The organism is Clostridium sp. L2-50 (assembly GCF_000154245.1).
GTDB lineage: Bacteria > Bacillota > Clostridia > Lachnospirales > Lachnospiraceae > Coprococcus.
This window is the reverse complement of the sequence record NZ_DS480324.1, coordinates 86,798-112,674: the sequence shown is the minus strand read 5'-3', so window position 1 is coordinate 112,674 and position 25,877 is coordinate 86,798. Positions and strand designations below refer to the sequence as shown.

Here is a 25,877-nt window from a genome sequence, read left to right as displayed (position 1 = left end):
TCTGTTCCCTCTGTTAATATTTTTATTTATCCAGTGTATGTTCCTCCAGATATGTGAGCCATTTTTCACAATATTTCTTATTCAGATGAATTCCATCTGTGGCCGCATCATCCGGCAGAACTCCATCTGTTGATACCGCTTCCTGCACATTCACAAATGTAGCACCTTCATCCGCTGCAAGCTGCTCTAATCGTTTATTATATTCCGCGATCTTATCATTTCTGACATATCCGCCGGAATCCGATACCGCTTTACTTACCGGAAGTACCGACTGAATAAATATCTTTGCAGATGGATTTTGTGCCTTAATATCATCAATGATCTGCTTGTAATCTGAGATAAATATATCATTACTGATCCAGCCTGTCTCATTGATTCCAAACATTAAATATACACGATTATATCTTGTTCTGGCAAGTGCCTCCATCACTGACCGGTCTTCATCGTCCTGATGGATTACTTTTGCGGTATATGCGCTTGCAACAGTTAATCCCTTGTGTACATATGCGGTTGTCTGTATACCGGTTTGTAACACGAAGCCTTCCGTTCTGGAATCTCCGACAAATACCGCATCCGAAAATTCATTTGATTTGTCATTGCTCTTTAAATCCATGTTTTTTACTGATTCTGTTGTAGTATCATCGCCCCGGCCTGTCAGCAATGTCTCTTTCACATTACCGGATCCGGAACTCTCTGTCGTACTTGTCTCTGTCGTACTTACCTCTGTTGTCACAGGCTCCTGCGTTGATCCTTCTACAATCGGTCTGTCTTTCGCCATATGTATGAACCGAATACTGATGCAGAACGCAAACAGAAGCATTGCTGCTGCCGTTCCACGCATAAATATCTGCTGTCTTCTTCTCCTTCTCTTTCTCTTTTGCTGCATTAAGAACATCTTTCTTCTTTTTTGTAATCTGACTCTATTCCTATTCTGACGCATTATCCGTTCCTCCTTATCTATCTCAAAAGTATTTCTTACTTTGTTTTCTATTATTTAGATGTTTAAGGATGAGAAAAAGTTGACACAAATTTATATTTTTTGAAAAAATTTTGATTTGACGAAATTTTAATCTGAAGTTCCTTGCTTTATACAATAAGACTTTCCATAAAGCAAAAAAACATCCGATCGGTTAACGACATATTCATATCTGTTATCCGATTAGATGTTTTTTGTTTATCTATTATTTTTATTTATCTGTTATTTTTATTATGCTTCTTCCCTTGCTTCCGGATCAAAATGCTCCCTGACAAGCTTCACAACTACACCGGAAAGCAAGAATACTGCGATCAGGTTTGGTATCGCCATCAGACCATTGAAGGTCTCTGCAATACTCCAGAGCAATCCAAGATCTAAGGTTGCACCAACGATAGCAACCAGTGAATAAACAAACATAAACGGCTTATTTACCTTTGTTCCGAACAGGAACTCGATACACCTCGCACCATATAATCCCCAACCAATAATAGTTGAAAATGCGAAACAGCACATCGCCACAGCTGTAAAAAGTGATACCCAATTGCCATATGTAGCAGTAAACCCACTGATCGTAAGCTCAGCGCCCGCTGCCTGTCCATATGTGATCGGCACTTCGCTGCAAAGTATAACCAATGCAGTCAGGGTACAGATAACTATAGTATCTACGAATACTTCAAAGATTCCAAAGAATCCCTGTTTTACCGGCTTTCTTGTATCTGCACATGCATGTGCGATTGAACCTGTACCAAGCCCGGCCTCATTTGAAAAGATACCTCTTGATACACCCTTCTTCATGCTCATGAAAAAGCTTCCAACAACACCACCGGTTACTGACGCCGGTGAAAATGCGCCTTCCACAATCTCTTTAAATACTGCCGGCACATGATTGATATTTAAAATTACGACTCCAAGCGCAAGCACCACATAGAACAGCGCCATAAATGGTACCAGCTTCTCTGTTACCTGTCCGATTCTCTTAATCCCGCCAAGCAGGATCAATGCAAGCAGGACTGCGAGCACAATACCGATGACCAGATTTATGGTTGACGCGGAATTCTTTGAAATAATTCCATAATTAAATAATGCAGAATCGATCGCTGTCGTGATCGTGTTTACCTGTGTGGCATTTCCTGTACCGAATACTGTGATCACACCAAATGCTGCAAACAAATATGCAAGCCAGTGCCAGTGCTTCTTCAGACCATTCTTGATGTAATACATCGGTCCGCCGACAAATTCGCCCTTATCATTCTTCTCCCGGAAATGAACGGCGAGTGTTACTTCTGAAAACTTTGTACACATACCAAGAAGTGCGGATATCCACATCCAGAAGACGGCGCCCGGTCCACCGATAGCGATCGCTCCTGCAACACCTGCTATATTTCCTGTACCGACCGTAGCCGCAAGCGCGGTACACACCGCCTGAAACGGTGTCATGGCTCCATCGGCAGCCTGTTTCTTTCGAAACATTCGCCCGATCGTAACTTTCATCGCATATGGGAATTTCCTGATCTGCAGAAACCGGGTTCGGAAGCTTAACACCAGACCGACACCAATAATACAGATCATGGCAGGGACACCCCATATAAAGTTATTGACTACGTTGTTGATTGATTCAATTGTTTCTAACATATTTTACTACTAATTTCCTTTACTATAATCTGGCAAGTTTTTCGAATTCAGGTCGTACGCTCTTAAATATGTCCATACGTTTCGGTGAAAATATTCGAAACCTAAACCTCTTCACGTCCGGTTTTTGCACGAATAAGCATTAGAACTACAAATAACAGCACGATACAAACCGGAAGCGCAAGCCATGAAAGTGCGGCAAGCTTCGCAGCCTGAAGAATTCCGATCAGCAGATATCCAACCATACATACTGCAGCTACAACAATTGCATATGGAAGCTGTGTAGATACATGGTTTACATGCTCACAATGTCCTCCGGCAGATGCCATGATCGTTGTATCTGAGATTGGGGAGCAGTGGTCACCACATACCGCACCTGCAAGACAGGATGCGATAGAGATTACCATCATCTGTCCGGATGGGAATACGCCGATCACGATCGGGATCAGAATACTGAAGGTTCCCCATGACGTTCCGGTGGCAAATGCAAGTAAGGCTGCAACAATGAATATGATCATCGGCAGGAAGCCCTGCATGGAACCGGCAGAACTGGATACCAGATCAGCTACATATACCTTTGCGCCAAGGAGATTCGTCATACCGGAAAGTGTCCACGCCATTGTAAGGATCAGGATCGGTGCGATCATTGATTTGAAACCTTCCGGTATACATTCCGTAAATTCCCGGAAGGATAAGGTATCACGCAGCATGAAATAAATAAACGTAAATACCAGTGTAACAGCACCACCAAGCACCAGGCCAACCGATGCGGATGAATTTGCGAATGCATCTACAAATGATGTTCCGCTGAAGAAACCACCTGTATATACCATTGCAATGATACAGCTTATGATCAGCACAACAACCGGCAGAATCAGATCCAGCACATGTGCATTTTCTTTTAAAATTTCTTCTTCATTATCTTCATATGGTCTTCCCGGAGTTGTGAACAGATCCCCTGCGATCGCATTCATTTCATGTCTCTTCATCGGACCGAAATCAACACGAAGAATGGTTACTCCAAGTACCATGACTAACGTAAGAAGTGCATACAGATTATATGGAATTGTCTGGATAAATACTGCAAATCCGTTAATTCCCGCATCCTCCGGTACGGATGATGTAACAGCTGCAGCCCATGAACTGATCGGTGCTATGATACACACCGGTGCTGCTGTAGCATCAATAATATAAGATAATTTGGCTCTTGATACTTTATGACGATCTGTTACAGGACGAAGGACACTTCCTACAGTCAGACAATTAAAATAATCGTCTACAAAGATCAGTATTCCAAGAACCATAACGGATAATTGTGCACCAATCCTTGTCTTAATGTGTTTTGATGCCCATTTTCCAAATGCCGCAGAGCCTCCTGCTTTATTTAACAGGGATACCAGAATACCAAGCATAACAAGAAATACCAGAATACCCGCATTTCCTGAATCTGAAAGCTTCGCGATCATACCGCCATTTTCATTAAACAGCATGGTATTGATACCTAACTCCAGATTGAAATTCGAATATAATAATCCACCTGTAATAATTCCTGCAAGAAGCGAAGTATAAACCTCCTTTGTGATCAGTGCCAGACCGATCGCAATAACCGGTGGAAGCAGAGATAATATCGTTGCATAGGTCTTACATTGATAATTCTCCGGATCTGCGATCTCCCCCGGTGTTTTACCGGTTACCACCATGAGTACGATTATGATCGCAATGAATATAAGCATCGCAATCTGTTTTCTTTTGATCTTCAATTTCTCTCCTCCAAAATTTTCTTTTGTTTTTATGCCCTATGATAAGCATTCTGCTACATCCGTTTCCATAAAGGCACACTACTTTTCCAGTATAAAGTGCTATCCCTAAGAAATCAAGTTTTACCTGACATTTTAAAAGGGTATTTTCGGAATTTGTTCCAAAAATACCCTGGTTTCTTATTTTATATCAGTATTGTACCTCTTATAAATCAATAACTTTTAGAAATCAACTTCTGAGTCATAATAACAGCACTTTAAGAGTTTCTCCATCTCTTCCTGACTCGGCTGTCTAGGATTCGATCCTGTACATGCATCCAATATTGCATTTGCTGCGATCTCCGGCAACCGCTCTAAGAATACATTCTCAGGTACAAAGCCCTGCTCTACCGGATAACTGTCAGCACCATAATGTTTGATACAGTGTGGGATATTCAGATCATCGTTCATCTTACGCAGATAGTTGATCAGCAGTGTTACCTTCTCATCTAATGTATCACCGCCAAGTCCCATAAAGTCTGCAATCACTCCATATCTTTCTTTTGCAGTTTCATCCTTTGCATTAAATGCGATGACCTTCGGCAGATACATTGCATTTGCCGCACCATGAATGATGTGTGCACCATAATCCGCAAATGCTGCACCTGTTTTATGTGCCATAGAATGAACAATACCCAGAAGCGCATTTGAGAATGCCATACCTGCAAGGCACTGAGCATTGTGCATTGCGTCACGTTTTTCCATATCTCCGTTATAAGAACCAACCAGATCATTCTGGATCATCTTAATAGCATGTAATGCAAGCGGATCTGTGAAATCACAGTTTGCGGTTGATACATATGCCTCGATCGCATGTGTCATTGCATCCATACCGGTATGAGCAACTAACTTCTGCGGCATCGTCTCTGCCAGCTCAGGATCAACGATCGCTACATCCGGTGTGATCTCAAAATCAGCGATCGGATATTTGATGCCCTTCTGATAATCCGTGATAATTGAAAAGGCCGTTACTTCAGTTGCAGTTCCTGAAGTAGATGAAATTGCACAGAAATGAGCTTTTTTACGAAGGGAAGGAATACCAAATACCTTACACATATCTTCAAATGTAATGTCCGGATATTCATATTTGATCCACATTGCCTTTGCCGCATCGATCGGAGAACCTCCGCCGATTGCTACAATCCAGTCCGGTTCAAACTCCAGCATGGCAGCAGCACCCTTCATAACTGTTTCAACAGACGGATCCGGTTCAATGCCTTCAAATAACTGAACTTCCATTCCTGCCTCTTTCAGATTCTTTTCTACTTTATCCAGAAATCCAAAGCGTTTCATAGAGCCACCGCCAACACAGATCATCGCCCTTTTTCCTTTAAAAGTTTTTAATGCATCTAATGCATCCTTTCCATGATAAATATCTCTAGGTAACGTAAATCTTGCCATCTTTCCATCCTCCTATTACTCTATCTTATTGGTACGACTAAGGAGCCGCAAACGGCTCTTGCCTATAAAAAAACAAAAAGTAGTGTACTACTACACTACTTTCTGATTATATCACAATTCTTTTCATTTCTCATTATATATTTGTGAAATTTAAACAACTGTTTTTGTGAAAAATTAAATTTTCTAAACTTTTTATACAAAAAATGGCATTTTTCTAATGTTGAGCTACTTTCCTGCAAGAATCAGCTGAAGCAGGCTCTTATCCAACATTAATGCACGGTTCCAGGGATTCAGAATAATGCCCTCTATATCGTCCGTCATTAAAGCTGCTTCAAAGAGATGGCTGATATCTGCCATAAAGGTCGACATTACGGTTTCACCGCCCTTTATCTCCTCATCAAAGCTGGTAAATGCCATCCACCAGTACCGCTCATCCTCGGTCTGGATCGCCTGGATCTGCAAACTGCTCTCTGCACCCACCGGTGGTATAACAGCAACAATGAACTGTCCATTTGCTCTCGCACGCCGTCTTATCACTGTAAGCGTATGCGCAAGTATTTCTTCTGTCGGTTCCTGCTGTAAAGCAAGGATTGCTTCTTCGATTGTCTCATTTCCCTGTAGACCTTCATCTACAGGCATCTGATCTTCATATTTTTTTGTATCCATATACCGTCTTATCTCCCAAATATCTTCTCATATTTTATCTTGAAAATCTTCTTTATAACAGTCCCTGAATCAGAATGATCAGGATCAGAACAGGAAGTACAAACTGGAAATATGGTTTTAATTTTCTGGACATTTTCAGTCCGGAACCGGTATTTACTTCCTCGATATAATTATCAAAGCCCCAGCCCCATTTCGTAACACAGAACAACAGATAGATCAGCGAACCGAGTGGGAGCAAAAGATTACTTACCAGGAAGTCCTCACTGTCTAATACATCTCTGCCACCGATCAGGTGCAGATCACTCCACACGTTGTATCCCAGAACACAAGGAAGACTTGCGATCAGAATAATAATGCAATTGATGATGGCTGTTTTATTCCTGCTCCATCCGAACATATCCATTGCAAAAGACATAATATTTTCAAATACCGCAATTACAGTCGAAAAACTTGCAAATGTCATAAACAGAAAGAACAGAGAACCCCAGATCCTTCCGCCTGCCATATTTACAAATACATTCGGCAGCGTTACAAATATCAGCTTTGGTCCTGAAGTAACCTCTACGCCATAACTGAAACATGCCGGAAAAATGATCAGTCCTGACATAACAGCAACAAATGTGTCCAGGGCACAAATCCGCACGCCCTCGCCTGCCAGTGCATGATTCTTGCTCATATAACTTCCGAAGATCTCCATCGCAGCTACACCAAGACTCAGAGTGAAGAATGCCTGATTCATAGCCGCCGATATTACATTTCCTATCCCGACTTTCTCAACCGTTGACAGATTTGGGATCAGGTAGAACCGTAAACCTTCACCGGCTCCTGATAAAGTAATACTGTGAACTGCCAGTACCACGATCAGCACCAACAATGCTGTCATCATGATCTTACTGATTCTTTCCAGACCATTCTGAAGCCCACGGCTGCACACGATAAATCCGACAATAACCGTCAAGATCATCCAGAAGCCCATCTGCTTTGGATCAGCAAGCAGATCAGAGAATACAGATCCGGTCGCATCCACATCCATACCTGCCTTGAATTCGCCTGTTACGAATTTATAAAAATACGATACCATCCAGCCGGATACGGTTGTATAGTACATCATCAGCACATAACATCCAAGGATGGCAAACCAGCCATGGATATGCCATTTGCTCTTTGGTTTCTCAAGCTCCTTATATGCAAGAACTGCACTCTTCCTGCTTCCTCGTCCGACTGCAAGCTCCATGGTCAGAACCGGAAGTCCCATTGCCACAAGGAACAGCAGATAGAACAGTACAAAGATACCACCGCCATTTTCTCCTACTACATATGGGAATCTCCATACATTTCCAATTCCGATTGCACATCCCGCACTTACTAATAAAAAGCCTAAACGGGATTTAAATGATTCTCGTTTCATATTTTCTACTTTTTCTCCTGTATTTCTTGCTTCTCTATGCCGATGCCTTAAGCATCCGATCTCGCATAAGAATTCTTCATCTGATTACTCAGTTCATATAAGACTTTGGAAAGCGTATTACCGGTCTCTTTCCGGAGGATATCTGCCATTTCCTGATTGGCCTGCTCTCGAAGCGCACTTCGTTTACCGGCATCCGGTTCTTTTTCTATCTGCTCATCGTATCGGTTGATCACCTCATGCCCTTTCGCAAGCATGGTTTCCTGATACCGTTCGATATGAAACAACGACTTGCTGTAAGATGCATCTGCCATCGCTGCGATCATCCGGCTGCTCCAGTAGAAATTATCGGTAGATACATCAGCGGTCGTGTTCGCCAGATATTCCGGTGTTGTGTCCACATTTGCATAAAATGGCACCATGACATTAAATGCATTTGAGGCAAATGCCACCCACTCGATCACACGGTTGTCCTCTGCTCCATATGGTCGCATCTGGATCGCAGACATGAAATCAGTCCGGTTAACGCCGATGGAACGATATGCACCTGCCATCTTCTTATCTCCATATGGAAGATATGGGTCGTATGGTGTTCCCTGATAATGCGAGGACAACACATATTTGACATCCTCCATCGTCACCTTATGCTCCGGAATCAAACTCCACGGAATGTCGTCCGATACCGGTGTGTAATCTGCATTTTCACCATCCCAGCGGTAGGTCTTCGGATTCAGGTACCGCTCCATAAACCATGCTCTTGGCGTATTGTAGACATGATCCGAATCATCATGGCTGCCAAATATCTCTCTTGGATTAATGAATCTGCCAAACGGCAGATCCGCATCTTCGGCCTTACGTTCTGTGCTTCTTCTAATAGTCAGATCCAGATGATTCTTCTCGATAAATTCCGCCAGATCTTTTGAGCACATATGTGCGTTCTGATCCGTTAATGCATCCTTCATATCAAATACATCCGTGCCGAACTGATTCGGCATCACAACATAGACATCATCCGGCACTTTCTTCGCGATCCAGTGATGTCCTCCGATCGTCTCCATCCACCAGATCTCATCCTGATCCTGGAATGCGATTCCATTCATCTCGTAGGTTCCGTACGTTTCAAGCAGATTTCCAAGACGTTCTACACCTGCTCTCGCACTTCTTATATATGGGAGTACCAGACAGACAATATCTTCTTCTCCGATTCCGCCCGGTATTTCTTCGTTTCCGTTCTCTGCCGGCTGATACTCGACCAGAGGATCTGCACCGAGCACTCTCGGATTCGATGTAATGGTTTCGGTCGCTGTCATTGCAACATGGGCTGCATTTACACCGCTTGCCGCCCAGATGCCCTCACCATCGACTGCATTTGGCATCGAGGTATAGCGCATCGCTTCTTCCGGAAGCGGGATTTCCAGATGCGCCAGAACCGAACGGTAGGTTTTCGGCTGTTCTTCCGGTTCTACGACTACAAATTTCTTCGGCATATAATGACCGGATCCTGAATCATCGTTTCTGGCAATGATCGTTGATCCATCATAGGATGCCTTCTTTCCAACTAATATCGTTGTACATGCCATCAGGCTTCACTCCTTTTTCAATCACAACTACTGTCTGAGTTTATTTTAACAACTGCTCCTTTAACACCTTGATCACACCCTGATTGCGCATCGTATCTGCTACATGGGCTGCTGCCTGCTTTACCTCATCTCTGGCACTTCCGATCGCATAGCTTTCCTTTGCACAGGCAAGCATACCAAGGTCATTGATATTATCACCAAATACCATAACTTCATCCGGTTTGATCTCATATTTATCAAGCAGAAACTGTAATGCACTTCCCTTGTTGATCGATGGTTCCGAACAGTCTACCCAGTAAACTCCGGCAGGTGCCAGCAGAATGGTATCCTTCCATTTGTCATAAAACCAGTCTTTTACGATCCGCTCTGCATCCTCCGGGTGAAATATCGAGATCTTCACGATATCATCATCAATATCGGTAAGATCCGGCACTGCCTTGATCTCATAGCGGTATGCTTCCCGCATCCAGTTATACAGTCGTCCATCCTCGCTTCCAACATATGCATAATCCCTTCCACAGAGCATCAGCTCTACATCCGGTAGCTTCTCTGCATCCTCCACGACCGCACGGATCAGGTCTTTCTCCATCGGACGTTTGAGCCATGTTTCGCCCTTACCTCCTCTGACAAATCCGCCATTATCCGGGATATACAAGATCCGGTCTGCAACCGGCGCAAATAACTTCTTAAGGCTCGCATACTGTCTGCCGCTTGCTGCCACAAAGGTAATACCCTTTTCTTTCAGTTTCTTTATCACATCATAGATCTCAGGATTGATCTCAAATGTTCCGTCAGGAACAAGAGTTCCATCCACGTCACTTGCAACTAATTTTATCATTTCTACTTATGCTCCATTTTCATTTAACTAAAAACAGCCGTCCGGTAACATTCCTACAGGAATAAATGTCTTACGCCTTCCGCATCAAATGTCACCTGTGGTACATGATCTACCTCGATCCGGTAAAGTGCATTTGCTGCCAGATGCTCGGCTGCCTGCTCCAGATCACGGATACCGGAGGTATTCTTGAATTCTTCAATGACCGCATCCAGACCATCCTCTGTGATGATACATTCATTCTCTTTCAGACCGATCCGCTTCAATACCTTTGGCAATGCAAATTTACTGAAGATGATCTTCTTTTCTTCAAAGGTATAATCCGGTATGTCGATAACCGCAAAACGTGACATCAATGGCGCACTGATATCTTCTTTATTATTTGCCGTTGCGATCGGATATACGCCAACGGTCGGGATCATACACTCCATATAGTTATCTGTAAATCCAAGGTTATCAAGCAAAGTCAGAAGTACATCCGCAGGATTTCCATTTCCCTTTCCGGATGCAGCCTTATCAAGCTCATTGATAATAAATACCAGATTGGATTCTCCTGCGATCGAGAATGCTTCCATGATGATACCCGGCTTTGCATTTGCATAGATTCTGGAACTTCCTGTAAGCTGCTCCGGATCATTGATCGAACTCATATCAAGGGTTGTCCATGGCAGTTTCAGAATACGGGCAACCGCATACGCGATCTGTGATTTTCCGGTACCGGCAGGTCCGACCAACAGAAGTCCATAAGCAGGAAGGGTATGAGTTCGGTTGATCTGGATAACCGTCTCCATGATCCTCTGCTTTACACGTTCCATTCCATATAATTCTTCATCCAGGATCCGTCTTGCTTCAACCGGATCGATTGCTTCAAAATAATTGCTCTTCCACTGAATATTCATCATGATCGAGAGTGCTCTCTGTGCATGACGGCGCTCCTCCGGTGACACCTCGTTTGATCTGGCAACAGCAAGATTTCTTCTCGCCCAGAGACGGATATTATCCGGCATCGTTCTGCCCGCACATGTCATAAAATCAGAAATGCTCTGAAGACTGGTCAGCTTCATATCGTCGCCTTCCTCGTCTGCATCATCATCCTCCTCGACTTCCTCTGACGCTGTACTTGCAAGCAGTCGTTCGATCATAAACTGTAAAAATCCATCTGCCGCAGATAACTTGGTTCCGCCACCAAATGCTGTCTCTCGGATTCTGTATACTGCATATCCGTCTTCCAGATTTTTACCGGACAGACGTACACTGATATGATTTTCTCCCAGCCATTTGATCAGACTGACAAATCTGGAATCAATCTTTAAAATATCTGCTGAAAATGTCTCCCCATTTTCCTTGAATTCAAAAGCAGTACGCTTTGCCGGATTTGTAAAAACTCCCAGCGCATGATGGATCCACTGTCTCTCACTGTTATCTAACACCAGAATCGGTTCCTCCGGTGTCTTTTCCTTTGCATTTGACTGAAATGCCGTATAGGTACAAACCGTATCCTCATTCTTTACCGGTTTATCACTGAAATCAAAAACTGGCATATATAATTTCTCCTTTTATCATTTTTTCTATTCTTCTACACCCGCAAGTGCTGTAATCTTTGCTTTCGCCTGTTAGTATGCATTTATTCTTATAAATGGCACCATTACAGGTCAATATCAAGTTCTACCGGACAATGATCGGAACCCAACACCTCTGTATGGATCTTTGCATCCACAAGTCTGGATTCCAGAACCTTTGAGGTCAAAAAATAGTCGATCCGCCATCCGGCATTCTTCTCTCTTGCCTTAAAACGGTAAGACCACCAGGAATAAATGCCTTCTGCGTCCGGATTAAAAAAACGAAACGTATCAACAAATCCACTGTCAAGCAGGGTACTGAATTTTTCTCTTTCCTCATCTGTAAATCCGGCGTTCTTACGATTGGTCTTTGGATTTTTCAGATCGATCTCTGTATGTGCCACATTCATATCCCCACATACTACCACCGGCTTTGTCTGTTCCAACTGCTTCAGATACTCTCTGAAATCATCCTCCCATTTCATACGATAGTCCAGTCTGGCAAGCTCATTCTGTGAATTTGGCGTATATACAGTGACCATATAAAAATTATCATATTCGAGTGTGATGACTCGTCCCTCATGGTCGTGTTCTTCTATACCGATTCCATATGCCACTGACAACGGCTCTTTCTTTGCGAAAATAGCAGTTCCGGAATATCCCTTTTTCTCTGCATAATTCCAATATTGATAATAACCCGGAAGCTCCAGTTGAAGCTGTCCTTCCTGCATTTTTGATTCCTGAATACAAAAAATATCTGCATCTGCCTCTTTAAAGAAATCCATAAAATTCTTTCCAACACATGCGCGAATTCCGTTCACATTCCACGATATCATCTTCATTGTAGTGCTTCCTCCCGTCTGATCTATATACATAAAAAGACCATCCGCTACCTCCTGAAAGCTCCGCTCTGCCTACGCAATAGAAAAAAGAGTCATGGGTAATACGGCAAATGCCGCACTTATTTCTAAACGAATGGTCATGTTTATTATACTACATCTGGTTTATCCGTCAAATAAATTCATTGCATTGTCGGTATTTCAGATTACTATTTCTATAACCGGTATCAGAATTTATCTGTTCATCGGAATCTCAATATCGAACTTTTCTATATCGATTATCGCATTTCCATCACAGAAAAACGAAATGCCATCTGCTGTCTGCGGCGTATAAATTACTGTACTCATTGACAACTCTCCGTCATTCACAAACAGTTCTACCGAATTGCGGTCAAGAATAAACCGTAATGTTATCCGTTCTGCTTCCGATTCTACCTCTGCCCGCCTGATGCAGGCTACATCCCGGTTCATTCCGGAAAATGTCCGGTCAACTTCGATCTCCCGTTTTCTTCTGTTATATGTAATTCTGGTATAATGCTCTGCATCTTTTGCTACATCAATGTAAAACTCCTGAAATTTACCGGATTTTATTATTACTGTCATATCCAGCGTTCTTCCCTCTATCCCATCAAAGTTCTGCCCGCCTTCTACCTTTTCATTCGAATATGAAACCGGCCGAACCCGATATTGCTCCAGTTCTTTCACAGGCTTCTGGATGATCCTGCCATCTGACAGATATAATTCTCTTGGAATTGTCATCATGCCCTGCCACTCCTGTCCATCCGGGATAAATGAATTATGCCATGACTGCATCCATGCGATCAGGATTCTCCTTCCATCCGGAAGTTCTGTCGTCTGTGATGCATAAAAATCCAGACCTTTATCAAGTGTATGTGGCTGCTCCATTTGAAACTGCTTTTTTGCATGATCATATGTTCCAACAACATAGATCGCATTATTACCATTATGCAGTTCATTTCCCTGCGCCTGTACATCAGGTGGTGAAAACAACAGCACATCTTTTCCGTCCAACCTGAAATAATCCGGACATTCCCATACGCTTCCTAACCGTTCCATGTGCTCTGCAAATACACCTTCATATTTCCAACAACCTGCTGCTTTCTCAAAGGCTCCTGTCTCCTGTTCGGTAAGCTCTGTTTTTTCCAGATATTGATGTATTTCAGAATTTGAAAATAACGCGATCATTCCTTTATTCTGAGCATCCCGGCTACAGGTCAGCATATAGTAAATACCATCTTCTTCCCATACCTTCGGATCTCTGAAATCAATATGGCTGAATCCCTCCGGCATCACCGCTCCTGTGAGAACAGGATTGTTCTTCAGCTTCTTATAACCTACACCATCTCCAACTGCCATACACTGATTCTGAAGATTACAGCCACCATTCTTATCTTTACTGACTCCTGTATAAAACAACACATGTCCAAGATTTGTCATAACTGCCGAACCGGAAAAGCATCCTTCCTCATCATATTCCATATCCGGTGCGAGTACAGTCTGATACTGCTTCCAACTTATCATATCTTCACTTACCTGATGTCCCCAATGCATCGGTCCCCATACATTGCTATATGGATGATATTGATAAAACAAATGGATTTGTCCCTTATATACTGAAAATCCATTGGGATCATTCATCCAGCCGATCGGTGGTGTCACATGAAATAACGGTCTTTTATCAGCATCAACTTCATATTCTTTTTCATATTTTCTGGCTGCTTCTAATGTATGCATATTCTTTCTCCTTATCCAAGCTCCAAGGCTGTCTTTGCAATTGCCTCCGGGATACCCTTTTCCAGTTCACACGTCATCTCATGCCACTGTTCGCCGCCCCACGAAGAAACCGACATGCCGTTATCCTCATATCCCATCTTCCGGTACATGGCAACCTTGGATTCCAGACAGGTAAGGATCAGTCGCTTTCGTCCATTCTGTCTTTCCCTGTTCTTATAACATTCCATCATCTCGGAAGCCAGCCCAATCCTGCGATATTCCGGCAAAACATCAACACCAAGGATCATTACATTTTCTCCGGCAGGATCATACAGATCTGCATTCTGAAAAAATTCATCACGCAAAACCGTTTCATTTGTAGACAGACCATTAATAAATCCGGCAATCTTACCTGTTGCTTTATCTACCGCAACCAGAAACATTTCCGGCACTTTCTCCACACGCAAATGCATCATTTCCGGAGTACAGGCCTCATTCGGAGGAAAACAGATCCGTTCGATCTCTGCTGTTTGCTCTGCTTCATTCTTTTTAATATTTCGGAACTCAAATCTTGCTAAATTTTCCTGTGTCACTGTTAAACTCCTTCTTGCTATTTGTTATGAACTCTGTATTATAGATAATATAGGAACTATTTTTTCAGGAGGAACTATTATGGGTATTAAAGACATCGATATAAACAAAGACGGGGTTACACTCGGCGATCATATTGAAAATATGAAAGAAAATCAATATATCTTTGGAATCTCCGTATCCTGCGGGATTCCATATTTTTCCCGGAAAGCCTTCATATCTTCTTTTCCACGGATCAACATGACATCTTCAAATGTCCCATTATGAATATCCTGAAAGCCTGCGACCTGTTCACCGGTGCAAATGCTGCATTTGATGACCGGTCGTTTTTTCTGACTGTCATACGCTATCTGATCTTTCTTTTTTCGAAATAATCCCATATTAAACTTCCTTTACATTTCAGGCTTTAATTCGCCAGTTGATATTCTTTTAACTGCTTCCGTCTCACTCTATAGTCCGGACAATACCGCTCCACCTCTGACCAGAATTCTTTGGAATGATTCATATGCCGTCTGTGTGCCAGCTCATGCACTACTACATAGTCAAGTAATTCATCCGGCAGATAATATAATTGATAATTAAAATTCACATTCCCGGCACTGCTGCAGCTTCCCCATCTGGTCTTCTGGTTGCGGATCGTGATGCGCCCAACTGTCACCTGCATAACCGCACAATAGTACTTTACCCGGTCTGCAATCTTGTCTTTGATCTTCTGAATCTCTGCATCTGATAACGCATCCACAGATGGAACCTGAATTTTCGTGCGTGCATCCGCACGCTTTTTTACCTGATTCACTTTCTTTAAGATCCATTCCTGCTGCTTCTCTATAAATGCTTTTAATTCCCGGTCAGATAATCTCGCCGGAATCCTTGCAAGTACCGTTCCATCCGGTCGCACCTCCAGGCCGAGACTTTTTCTCCCGGACCTTATAACCTGTACCCGGATGTTTTCATTTGTCCCTTTGTCATTCAGTATTATCTCTGTCAGCATATTCATAGCCGTCTATATTCCCATCCGATTATAGACAGTCTTCACCTCATATTTATAACTTCATTTCTCATACTAAACTATATGTGCTATCAATTACAGACAGCCTTATATTTTCTACATAAAAACTGCCTGCAATACTTTTCTTTATTACAGTGTCAGCACACTGTACTCTTCCAGATTCCACACCTTTGTCACAATATCCGAATAGAACTCCGGCTCATGGCAGACTAACAGAACCGAACCATGATAGTCTTTCAGTGCCCGCTTCAATTCGTCCTTTGCATCCACATCCAGATGGTTTGTCGGCTCATCGAGGATCAACAGATTCGTTTCCTGATTGATCAGCTTACACAGGCGTACCTTTGCCTGCTCGCCACCGCTTAATACCTTAACCTTGCTCTCGATGTGCTTGGTTGTCAATCCGCATTTGGCAAGTGCCGACCGCACCTCATACTGTGAAAATCCCGGAAATTCCTGCCAGATTTCTTCCAGACAGGTATTCTCTGTTCCGGCCATTTCCTGTTCAAAATAGCCTTTATACAGATAATCACCCAGATGCACCGTACCGGATATCGGCTTGATGATTCCAAGCAGACTCTTAAGCAGCGTACTCTTTCCTATACCATTTGTACCAACGATCGCGATCTTTTCTCCACGCTCCATCCGAAGGTTGATTGGTTTGGAAAGCGGCGCCTGTTTATCATATCCGATCACCAGATCCTCAGTCTCAAATAACATCTTACCCGGTGTTCTCGCTTCCTTGAAGTAAAATTCCGGCTTTGGACGTTCTCTCGCAAGTTCTATCACATCCATCTTGTCCAGCTTCTTCTGTCTGGACATCGCCATATTTCTTGTGGCAACACGCGCTTTATTTCTGGCAACGAAATCCTTCAGCTCGCTGATCTCCTGCTGTTGTTTCCGGTAAGCAGCCTCCTGCTGTGCCTTTCTCGCCTCGTATACTTCTAAGAATTTGTCATAGTTGCCGACATAGCGGTTCAATTCCTGGTTCTCCATATGATAGATGATATTTACGACATCATTTAAAAATGGAATATCATGGCTGATCAGGATAAATGCGTTCTCATACTCCTGCAAATACCGCTTCAGCCATTCGATATGTTCTGCATCCAGATAGTTTGTCGGCTCATCAAGCAACAGAATCTCCGGCTTCTCAAGTAACAGCTTTGCAAGCAAAACCTTGGTACGCTGACCACCGCTCAGATCTGTTACGTCATGATCCAGTCCAAGTTCCAGAAGTCCCAGTGCTCTCGCTACCTGTTCCGTCTTGGCATCGATCATATAGAAATCATGATTTGTCAGAAGGTCCTGCAATGTGCCGACCTCCTCCATCATTTCCATGATCTCATCATCCGTTGCATCCGCCATACTGTCATAGATTTGGTTGATTTTCTCCTCCATCTCAAACAGATAGGAAAATGCCGACTTCAGCACAGATTCGATCGTCATTCCCTTTTCCAGCACCGCATGCTGATCCAGATAGCCAACACGCACATGCTTGTTCCATTCCACCTTGCCCTCATCCGGTGCAAGTGTGCCTGTTACAATATTCATAAAGGTACTTTTACCTTCACCATTTGCTCCAACCAGTCCGATATGTTCACCGGCAAGCAACCGGAAAGATACATTATTGAAAATGGCTCTGTCTCCAAAACCATGTGTCAAATTTTCTACATTTAAAATCATTCGTCTTACCCTTTTCCGTTTATTTCGTGATAAGGTTACTATACCTTATGGATAGGATTCAGACAAGATAACTTTTTCCCATTCCTTCGATTTTCTTTTTCCCCCGCCTATGCTAGAATGTGATTGCAGATGGTATTCGTGTGCGCACTTATCTACTTCTATATTTGTGTATCCTTAACATTCCCAATCAGGGGACGCTTCCGCTCGTTTCGGTCTGCAGCGGTACTAAGATGCCACTTATGTGCCATCAAGTACCGGCGACCTCAAATGCCCCTGTATTGGCAAGTTAAGATACACAAATAACATATAGGTTACGAATGCACACACGAATATCATCTGCAAATACAGCAAGAGGTGATTTTTATGATTCAGATAGATTTGATCACCGGATTCTTAGGTTCCGGTAAAACTACTTTTATAAGGAAATATGCTAAATACCTGATCGATCAGGGCTTAAACATCGGTATTCTTGAAAACGATTTTGGTGCAGTCAATGTCGATGCCATGCTGTTACAGGATATCCTTGGTGATAACTGTACACTAGAAATGGTTGCCGGCGGTTGTGATGCCGACTGTCACCGCAGACGATTCAAAACCAAGCTGATCGCAATGGGAATGTGTGGTTATGACCGCGTTCTGGTAGAGCCATCCGGCATCTTCGATATGGATGAATTCTTCGATGTCCTGCACGAAGATCCGCTTGACCGCTGGTACACGATTGGAAATGTTATTACGATCATTGATGCCACACTGGAGCAAAATCTCTCCGAGGCTTCCCGTTATCTTCTGTCTTCTCAGGTGGCACAGGCCGGCACTGTCTTATACAGTCATTCACAGGAAGCCACACCGAAACAGTTAGCCTCTACCAAAGATTATGTAAAACAGTCATTTGACATTTTACACTCTAAGTCCACACCAAAGCAGGTCGTTCTGGAAAAAGACTGGAAAGATCTGACCGATGAGGACTATAAAGCAATCCTCTCATCCGGCTATCAAGATGCCAATTATACGAAACTCTGGTTTGACGACAAACAGACCTACGACAGTCTGTACTTCATGAATATGGATTTTACAGAGGATTTCTTAAAAGAAAGTTGCCAGAAAATCCTGCACGATCCAGCCTGTGGTAAGGTCTTCCGGATTAAAGGGTTCCAGAAGCTCGCTGATGGAAGCTGGATATCCATCAACGTCACCCACCAGAAGACCGAGATCAAACCGATCCCAAATGGACAAGCCATCCTGATCGTCATCGGCGAAGGATTAAATCAGGAAGCTATAGAAGGATATTGGGGAAAATCGAAACCTTGAGTAAATTTTCTCTATATTTTCTCCCCTCTCTGTGGTATTCTCTTATAGGGCACTTCATTTTCTTAAGTGTCCACCGTATATTGATTAATTTACGAAGGAGAATTTCAAAAAATGAAACGCATTGGCTTCGACAATGACAAGTACCTGTCCATGCAGTCTGCGCATATCAGGGAACGTATCGAACAATTTGGAGATAAACTGTATCTGGAATTTGGCGGCAAATTATTTGACGACTATCATGCCTCCCGCGTACTTCCGGGATTTGCACCGGACAGCAAATTACAGATGCTCTTACAGCTTGCAGATCAGGCAGAAATGATCATCTCGATCAACGCCGCTGATATCGAGCGCAATAAGATCCGTCACGATCTGGGAATCACATACGATCAGGATGTTATCCGTCTGATCGATGTATATAAAAAGAAAGGGCTATATGTCAGCAGCGTGGTCATCACACGATATGCCGGACAACCATCTGCCGATATTTTCCAGAAGAAACTGGAAGCGATCGGCATCAAGGTCTACCATCACTATTCCATCGAGGGTTATCCGAATAACATTGACTATATCGTAAGTGATGAGGGCTATGGAAAAAATGAGTATGTAGAGACAACCCGTCCGCTTGTCATTGTTACCGCACCGGGTCCGGGAAGCGGCAAGATGGCGACCTGTCTGTCACAGCTCTACCATGAGAACAAGCGTGGCATCAAGGCCGGCTATGCCAAATTTGAGACTTTCCCGATTTGGAATATCCCACTTAAGCATCCGGTCAATCTGGCTTATGAAGCTGCTACCGCAGACTTAAACGATGTCAATATGATCGATCCATTCCACCTGGAAGCTTATGGGGAAACAACCGTCAACTACAATCGTGATATCGAGATCTATCCGGTTCTGGCTTCCATGTTCGAAGGGATCTATGGTTACTGTCCATACAAATCCCCGACCGATATGGGGGTAAATATGGCGGGAAACTGCATCATTGACGATGAAGCCTGCAGAGAAGCGTCCAAGCAGGAAATTATCAGACGATATTATCAGTCTCTGAACCGTTTCGTTAAAGACGAAGCGACCAAAGACGAAGTATACAAACAGGAACTTATCATGAAGCAGGCGAAGATCACAGTCAATGATCGTGCTGTTGTTCCGGTTGCAAATAACCTTGCACAGGAAAATGGTTCCGCCGCCGCAGCCTTAGAACTGCCGGACGGAACGATCGTTACCGGTTCCACTTCCGATCTGCTCGGTCCTGCATCTGCTGTATTGTTAAATGCAATTAAGGTACTTGGAAACATTGATAAGAACACGCATCTGATCTCACGTACCTTTATTGAACCAATCCAGCACTTAAAGACCGGATACCTCGGCAGCAAGAATCCTCGTCTTCATACCGACGAAGTTCTGATCGCATTATCCATGTGCGCTGTCTCCGATCCAAATGCAAAGCATGCATTAGAACAGCTTCCAAAGCTGTCCGGCTGTCAGCTCCATGTATCATCGATCCTGTCCGCAGTCGACATGACAACCTTTAAGAAGCTCGGCATCGAACTTACAAATGAAGCCGTATACGAAGGTGCTGCTACGCAGGAGAATGCATAAAGGATCATAAAAAGCCAGATAAACACAATAACTAATGTTTATCTGGCTTTTTTATCTTATAACGCTCTTTTTATAACCGCATATTTAACAATATCGTTTTCGCATCTACCAACATATGTAACACACGCAAAACATAAACCGTTTCTCGCTTCAGATCTATAAAAAAGAAAATCTTATAATTTTTATAGTAACACTTTCGAATTCCTTTTTCTGCCAACTCTTCGTCTTCATCCACCTCATGCTGCATTGGCATAAATTCAAGATCTTCAATTGCTTTTCTCAATCCCTGTGCTAATTTGACTGCTGTCTATGGTGCTTTCTTCTCATACGCTATATAATCTGTATTTTGAATAATATCCTGCTCCGCCAATGGCAAAATCATTACCTTATACATCCGAAATGTGATACCTGCTTTCTAATTCTGAAAAAAATTCTTTGTAATCTCGTCCTTTTCCATCCTGCATGTCCTGATAACTATCCAACACCATATCACGGACATCCTCCTGATTTTTTTTCATATTCCTTATATATTCCGACTGATTTACTGTTGCATAAGCTCCCATAATAATCACTCCTTCAAAATATTCCGTACTATATTTACAAATCAATTTTGTATCTAATATAAACATATTCTTATAAATCATGCACGAAAAAGAAATACTTTATTCTGATAAATTAATGCTCATCTTTTTCCTAAATTGAGCATACCGCAAAAAACTTGTTTGTTCAAGCTAAACAAACAAGTTTTTATAATGCAGCAAACTATTCTTCACCCCTACTTCTTCAGAAAATGCTCCCGGTTCGGGAATTCCTGTCGAAAGGCTTCCAGTGCTGCCTGTTGGAATACCGCAAACTCCTTATCCATATGAAGCATGTGCGGTGTGGCAAATGCGATCGTGCTGATCTGGTCTGCGATCTTCTTCGCTACACTTTCATCGGATAACTGTCCCATACCAAATACAACAGAAGTAAATCCACGACCGTTCTTGCTGACCCCGATCAGCTTCAGGAAAGCATTTTTTATCTCATAGAATACCATCTCCTGCTTCTCGATATCCAGATTGTCATAGCTTCCGAGGAATAAACCGGTCAGAACTTCCGCAGCCTGCTTTCTTTTCTGTGCACCAAGGCTCATGCCACCACCTTCTGCGATATATTTCATCTGCATCAGATAGCCCACAAATGCATCATTCTTTGGTTTTCGTTTACCATACCGGGCAATCCAGAGTTTCTCTCGGAATTCATCCAATTCGTCCTTCGGATCTCCTGTATGTTCCTTTAGAAATGCCTGTCGTTTCTCAGCATCAATTTCATTATAAAAAGATTCAATCCATATATCCTGCATTTGTGCTAACCTCCTGCTACATAGCTATTTTTGCAAAAACTCATCCACATTATTGACATCGACCTTACGGTACTGTGCCATATAATACCGTTCATCCTCAAGTCCTAATACGCTCACATCATTTCCACGGAACAAGGCTACTGCAATCAGTGCAATCTTTCTCGCCTGTGCTTCTCTGTCATTATAGACAGTTCCTTGCATCGTGCCCAGCCGAACAGCTTCCACCGCATCATCTAATCCATCGATACCGAAGATGACCGGATAATTACTCTGCATATATCCGGCATTCTTATAAGCCTCGACTGCACCGAGTGCCATCTCATCATTATTGGAAATAACCATCTCTATCTGATCCCCATATTGACTGATCAACCGGCTCATTCGGTTCTCTGCCTGCGCGCGGTTCCAGTCTGCAAACTGATAGGTCAGTTTCTCAAGCTTCACACCATTTTCAAGAATGGTCTTTACCGAACAGTCTGTCCGGCTGATCGCATCCTGATGTCCGGCTTCACCTTCTAAGAGTACATACTGGATCTTACCATCCTGATTGCGATCCACCTCCGGATGATTCTTTATATATTCCGCAGCAATCTCACCCTGCATCTCGCCGGACTGTGCAGCATCACATCCAATATAATACAGCTTATCCCATTGCAGCAGGTCCTCTCTTACCGGCTCTCTGTTAAAGAAAATCACCGGAATATTATTCTGTCTTGCGAGTCTTATAATATTTGACGGAGCCGTTCGATCGACCAGATTTACACAAAGTACATCGCATCCGGCATCGATCATTTCCTCCACCACTTCATCCTGTTCCTGCTGACTGTTATCTCCGCTCCTGACTGATACGATAACCTTCATATCACTTGCTTCTAATGCTTTCAGATCCTCCTTCAATATATCTGTCATTGCGTTGATAAACGGATCATCCGGCGTATACGTAACAACGCCGACCCGCAGAGTTCTGTCTTTCTGATTTTTCCTGCTGTCGCAGGATACCAGAGACATCATAACTGCCAATATGCATATACAGGCTATTATTTTTCTTGTTTTCTTTCTATTCATACGAATATAAAAACCTTTCTGTCTCTTCCGAAAACAGGTCATCCTTATAGATTACCCGTATCGCTTCTTCATGACTTTTTAATGTATATAATGGTCGTCCAAGTTTCTTTGCGATCTCATTTACACTCTCATAACCGATGCTGTACCCATCCGGTACAACAAGGCATTTAATCTTGTTGTAATCAAGCAGGGCAACGGATTTCATGCTTGTACCTACCCCATATATCCCTGCCCCTTTATAATACCCATTTTCAGCATTTTCACCGAGTGTATCAAGAGCTTCTGTATCCATAGCTGCTATATAATCAACCGCTTCCAGGGAATCAACCGCCTTACAGGTATCTTTGCCGCTATCCTGATTATACGTCCAGACAAGCTCACAGCTATATCCTGCAAGTGCATCGGTAAGTCCCTTTACACGGCTGACACTTGCCTCAGTCTCTGCCCGTCCGACAATCACTCCGACCTTCTTGCCTGCCTGCTTATCTGTATCATTTTTTATGATCTGCCTGCCGAGAGTGTAGCCGATCTGATAGTTATCCGGCTTTATCGTTACAAATCCGGTCGATTCTGTGTCATCTGCCATATATGCATCCTCCGTTATCAGAACAAAGGTCTCTTTCTCCGCCTGCAAAGATGCAAGCATATCTTTTGTATCTGTTCCGGGAGCAGGACAGATGATAAATGCATCCACATCATTTTCAAGCTGTTCATCGATCAGCTCTTTTTCATCATCTGCACTTACGATCTCATCTGTATTACAGATGATCAAATGAATGTTATTTACCTGCGCAGACTGCTTCAGTCCATTAACCAGGCCTTCCCATCTGGTATTACCGGAATCCGGAAGAATAACCGCCACACGTTTCTGCGGATTATCTTCCCGAAAGATCCGGTTGATAAATATACCGGCAATGGCAACCAGGATCAGCTCTGCTATGAGGAAAGTAATTCTATTTCTCTTCATCTGTCGCTCTCCCCTTTCCATAATTTTGTGTTTCAAGCTGTTCCCGATTCTCCTCTGTATATGGAATAGCCGGTATGTGGATCACAATCCTTGTACCCTCGTCCGGCTCACTGTAAACCTCCAGACCATATTCATTTCCAAACATCAACTGAATTCTGGAATGAACATTGATCAGGCCGACACCGGAACCATGTTTTGGTACTTTGTTATTATCTTTTAATATATTCTCTACGATGTCCTCATTCATTCCCATACCATTATCTTCTATGGAAATATAAATATCATCGCCTTTTTTCTCACCACGGATCGTGATCTTGCCTCCGTCATCCTCATCCATATTTCCTACACCATAATAAATGGCATTTTCAAGAATCGGCTGAACGATCAGCTTTACTGTGCAATACTCATTAATCTCTTCATCAATATCAAATTCGATCTGAAAACGCTCCTTGTATCGAACTTTTTGAATATTCATATAACTTCTGCTATGCTGGATCTCATCCGATATTCTGATCACCGTTCTGCCCTTTGACAGACTGATACGGAGCAGTTTTGCAAGCTCTGAGATCATAAACACTGCATCCAGGTTCTTCTTTGCTTCTACCATCCATGTGATGGATTCCAGGGTATTGTAAAGGAAATGCGGATTGATCTGGCTCTGCAGCGCATCCATCTCACTCTTTCTTCGTTCCGTCTGTTCCCGTATGATCTCCTGCATCAAAGCTTCGATCTGTTCGTAGGATTTCTGAACAGAATATCCCAGATGACGGATCTCGGATGATCCACCGATGTAGATATCTGTCGGGCCACCTGCCTCATATGCTTTTACGGATTCATTTAACTTCAGAATCGGCCTGGATATCTTCTTCGAAATAATACGGTTCACCCCTAAAAGCATCATCATAAGAATGATAACCGTCGTAATGATATAATACCGGAACCGGTTGATGCTCGCGATCTGTACACTTTCCGGAACTACACCGACCACCTTCCATCCGGTATAGGCAACGCTGTTTACGATCACATTGCTTGTCCTGCCATTGACCGTAAGTTCATATGTTCCATCCTCATAGGTTGCTGCCTCTCTGTATTCTTCTTTGAAATATCCTCTGTCCATATCGGTTCCGCGCGGATGGTAGATCATCTGACCATCACGGCTGCACAGGTAATAATAGATGCCATTTGACGCATCGTTGATCCGTGCCAATGTATCCTCTATCACCGAATATTTCATATCGACCAAAAGGACACCACTTCCCGGCTGCTCACCATCGTTGATATCAACCGAACGGCTGAGAGATACAACCCAGTAATATCGATATGTGCCATCGACAAACAGATTCTGGATATGCGGTATAGAGAAATGAATATTCTCGATATCTGCCTCTGCATCCTGATACCAGTCCTGCTCTGACGGTTCCACAGCATCCTTCTGTACCGTGACCGGTTCTGCAGTAAGAAGATTCCCTTTATCATCATATAGCGCCATACTCTGGATCTTATCGGCATTGATCTCATATAACAGACTGAACTGCCGGTTAAAATCCCGGCTGGAAATATCATATTCCTGAATAATATTATAATTCACCGCATTCGTGATCTGACGCACATTTAACAGATCTGCATCCAGCTTTTCAACAGTATTTTCCACCATATTTTCCGTATTCGTGACCGCAGTCTGCTTAATCGCCATCTTAAAACGATTATACAACAGCAGACCCATGATAACTGTTGTGATGATCGTCAGGGCAGTAAGCACTGTCATAATGATCGACTGAATATCAAAACCTATAAATCTGCCGTGATAAAACCACCCCCGAAGACGTCCGATAATAGAACTTTCATTTTTCTTCTTTTTATTCTTTCTTATATTCTTCAACACGCTTC

General features: G+C 43.0%; 22 protein-coding genes and 1 pseudogene. 2 read left to right on the top strand and 21 right to left on the bottom strand.

All coding sequences use genetic code 11. The features are described 5' to 3' along the window. Window positions 1-22 precede the first annotated feature (22 nt). The 15 genes from CLOL250_RS10130 to CLOL250_RS10060 form a co-directional block, all read right to left on the bottom strand. Entirely contained in the window at window positions 23-940 is a 918-nt protein-coding gene (locus CLOL250_RS10130) for a GDSL-type esterase/lipase family protein (protein WP_008402316.1), read from the bottom strand. A 267-nt stretch (window positions 941-1,207) separates the two neighbouring features. Then, a complete protein-coding gene (locus tag CLOL250_RS10125) occupies window positions 1,208-2,608 on the bottom strand; it encodes an alanine/glycine:cation symporter family protein (RefSeq protein WP_008402315.1) in 1,401 nt (466 codons plus the stop codon). Between the two features lie 101 nt (window positions 2,609-2,709). Further along, complete coding sequence (locus tag CLOL250_RS10120) at window positions 2,710-4,338, bottom strand: Na+/H+ antiporter NhaC family protein (protein ID WP_446714954.1); 1,629 nt, start codon at window positions 4,336-4,338, stop codon at window positions 2,710-2,712. Between the two features lie 246 nt (window positions 4,339-4,584). Then, window positions 4,585-5,802 (bottom strand): iron-containing alcohol dehydrogenase, encoded by a 1,218-nt coding sequence (locus CLOL250_RS10115; protein ID WP_008402313.1) that lies wholly within the window; start codon window positions 5,800-5,802, stop codon window positions 4,585-4,587. A gap of 225 nt (window positions 5,803-6,027) precedes the next feature. Next, window positions 6,028-6,468: an SseB family protein gene (locus CLOL250_RS10110; protein ID WP_008402311.1), complete on the bottom strand. Its 441-nt coding sequence runs from the start codon at window positions 6,466-6,468 to the stop codon at window positions 6,028-6,030. A gap of 52 nt (window positions 6,469-6,520) precedes the next feature. After that, window positions 6,521-7,876 (bottom strand): sodium-dependent transporter, encoded by a 1,356-nt coding sequence (locus CLOL250_RS10105; protein ID WP_008402310.1) that lies wholly within the window; start codon window positions 7,874-7,876, stop codon window positions 6,521-6,523. Window positions 7,877-7,923: 47 nt separating this feature from the next. After that, window positions 7,924-9,453, bottom strand: coding sequence for a C69 family dipeptidase (locus CLOL250_RS10100; protein WP_008402309.1), 1,530 nt, complete (start codon window positions 9,451-9,453; stop codon window positions 7,924-7,926). A 40-nt stretch (window positions 9,454-9,493) separates the two neighbouring features. Further along, window positions 9,494-10,291: a Cof-type HAD-IIB family hydrolase gene (locus CLOL250_RS10095; RefSeq protein ID WP_008402308.1), complete on the bottom strand. Its 798-nt coding sequence runs from the start codon at window positions 10,289-10,291 to the stop codon at window positions 9,494-9,496. Between the two features lie 53 nt (window positions 10,292-10,344). After that, window positions 10,345-11,829 carry an AAA family ATPase gene (locus CLOL250_RS10090; protein WP_008402307.1) on the bottom strand — a complete coding sequence of 495 codons (1,485 nt, stop codon included), beginning with the start codon at window positions 11,827-11,829 and terminating at the stop codon, window positions 10,345-10,347. A gap of 104 nt (window positions 11,830-11,933) precedes the next feature. Beyond that, window positions 11,934-12,689, bottom strand: coding sequence for an exodeoxyribonuclease III (locus CLOL250_RS10085; protein WP_044945919.1), 756 nt, complete (start codon window positions 12,687-12,689; stop codon window positions 11,934-11,936). Between the two features lie 231 nt (window positions 12,690-12,920). Continuing rightward, window positions 12,921-14,441 carry a glycoside hydrolase family 32 protein gene (locus tag CLOL250_RS10080; protein ID WP_008402304.1) on the bottom strand — a complete coding sequence of 507 codons (1,521 nt, stop codon included), beginning with the start codon at window positions 14,439-14,441 and terminating at the stop codon, window positions 12,921-12,923. An 11-nt stretch (window positions 14,442-14,452) separates the two neighbouring features. Further along, window positions 14,453-15,013 (bottom strand): GNAT family N-acetyltransferase, encoded by a 561-nt coding sequence (locus tag CLOL250_RS10075; protein WP_008402303.1) that lies wholly within the window; start codon window positions 15,011-15,013, stop codon window positions 14,453-14,455. A gap of 153 nt (window positions 15,014-15,166) precedes the next feature. Continuing rightward, window positions 15,167-15,391, bottom strand: coding sequence for a hypothetical protein (locus tag CLOL250_RS10070; RefSeq protein WP_008402302.1), 225 nt, complete (start codon window positions 15,389-15,391; stop codon window positions 15,167-15,169). A 26-nt stretch (window positions 15,392-15,417) separates the two neighbouring features. Further along, window positions 15,418-16,008: a M48 family metallopeptidase gene (locus tag CLOL250_RS10065; protein WP_008402301.1), complete on the bottom strand. Its 591-nt coding sequence runs from the start codon at window positions 16,006-16,008 to the stop codon at window positions 15,418-15,420. Between the two features lie 141 nt (window positions 16,009-16,149). Beyond that, entirely contained in the window at window positions 16,150-17,706 is a 1,557-nt protein-coding gene (locus tag CLOL250_RS10060; RefSeq protein ID WP_008402300.1) for an ABC-F family ATP-binding cassette domain-containing protein, read from the bottom strand. A gap of 363 nt (window positions 17,707-18,069) precedes the next feature. On the opposite strand from CLOL250_RS10060, the gene CLOL250_RS10055 reads away from it, so the two are divergent. Together CLOL250_RS10055 and CLOL250_RS10050 are read left to right on the top strand one after the other, a co-directional pair. Further along, window positions 18,070-19,014, top strand: coding sequence for a GTP-binding protein (locus CLOL250_RS10055; RefSeq protein WP_008402299.1), 945 nt, complete (start codon window positions 18,070-18,072; stop codon window positions 19,012-19,014). A 111-nt stretch (window positions 19,015-19,125) separates the two neighbouring features. Beyond that, window positions 19,126-20,613, top strand: coding sequence for a DUF1846 domain-containing protein (locus CLOL250_RS10050; protein WP_008402298.1), 1,488 nt, complete (start codon window positions 19,126-19,128; stop codon window positions 20,611-20,613). Between the two features lie 70 nt (window positions 20,614-20,683). Here the strand turns inward: CLOL250_RS10050 and CLOL250_RS10045 are convergent. The 6 genes and pseudogenes from CLOL250_RS10045 to CLOL250_RS10025 all read right to left on the bottom strand — a co-directional run. Then, window positions 20,684-20,905 (bottom strand): annotated as a pseudogene (locus CLOL250_RS10045) (type II toxin-antitoxin system RelE/ParE family toxin); the annotation flags it as partial. A gap of 94 nt (window positions 20,906-20,999) precedes the next feature. Beyond that, window positions 21,000-21,176, bottom strand: coding sequence for a hypothetical protein (locus CLOL250_RS13965; protein WP_156782873.1), 177 nt, complete (start codon window positions 21,174-21,176; stop codon window positions 21,000-21,002). 212 nt (window positions 21,177-21,388) lie between these two features. After that, a complete protein-coding gene (locus tag CLOL250_RS10040) occupies window positions 21,389-21,958 on the bottom strand; it encodes a DUF6553 family protein (RefSeq protein WP_008402294.1) in 570 nt (189 codons plus the stop codon). Window positions 21,959-21,982: 24 nt separating this feature from the next. Then, window positions 21,983-23,023, bottom strand: a complete 1,041-nt coding sequence (locus CLOL250_RS10035; protein ID WP_008402293.1) for a galactose ABC transporter substrate-binding protein — start codon at window positions 23,021-23,023, stop codon at window positions 21,983-21,985. After that, window positions 23,016-23,990 (bottom strand): sugar ABC transporter substrate-binding protein, encoded by a 975-nt coding sequence (locus tag CLOL250_RS10030; protein ID WP_008402292.1) that lies wholly within the window; start codon window positions 23,988-23,990, stop codon window positions 23,016-23,018. Before CLOL250_RS10030 ends, CLOL250_RS10035 begins: the two co-directional genes overlap by 8 nt. Then, on the bottom strand, window positions 23,977-25,872 hold the full coding sequence (locus tag CLOL250_RS10025) for a sensor histidine kinase (RefSeq protein ID WP_008402290.1): 1,896 nt from the start codon (window positions 25,870-25,872) through the stop codon (window positions 23,977-23,979). Before CLOL250_RS10025 ends, CLOL250_RS10030 begins: the two co-directional genes overlap by 14 nt. Window positions 25,873-25,877: the final 5 nt, after the last annotated feature.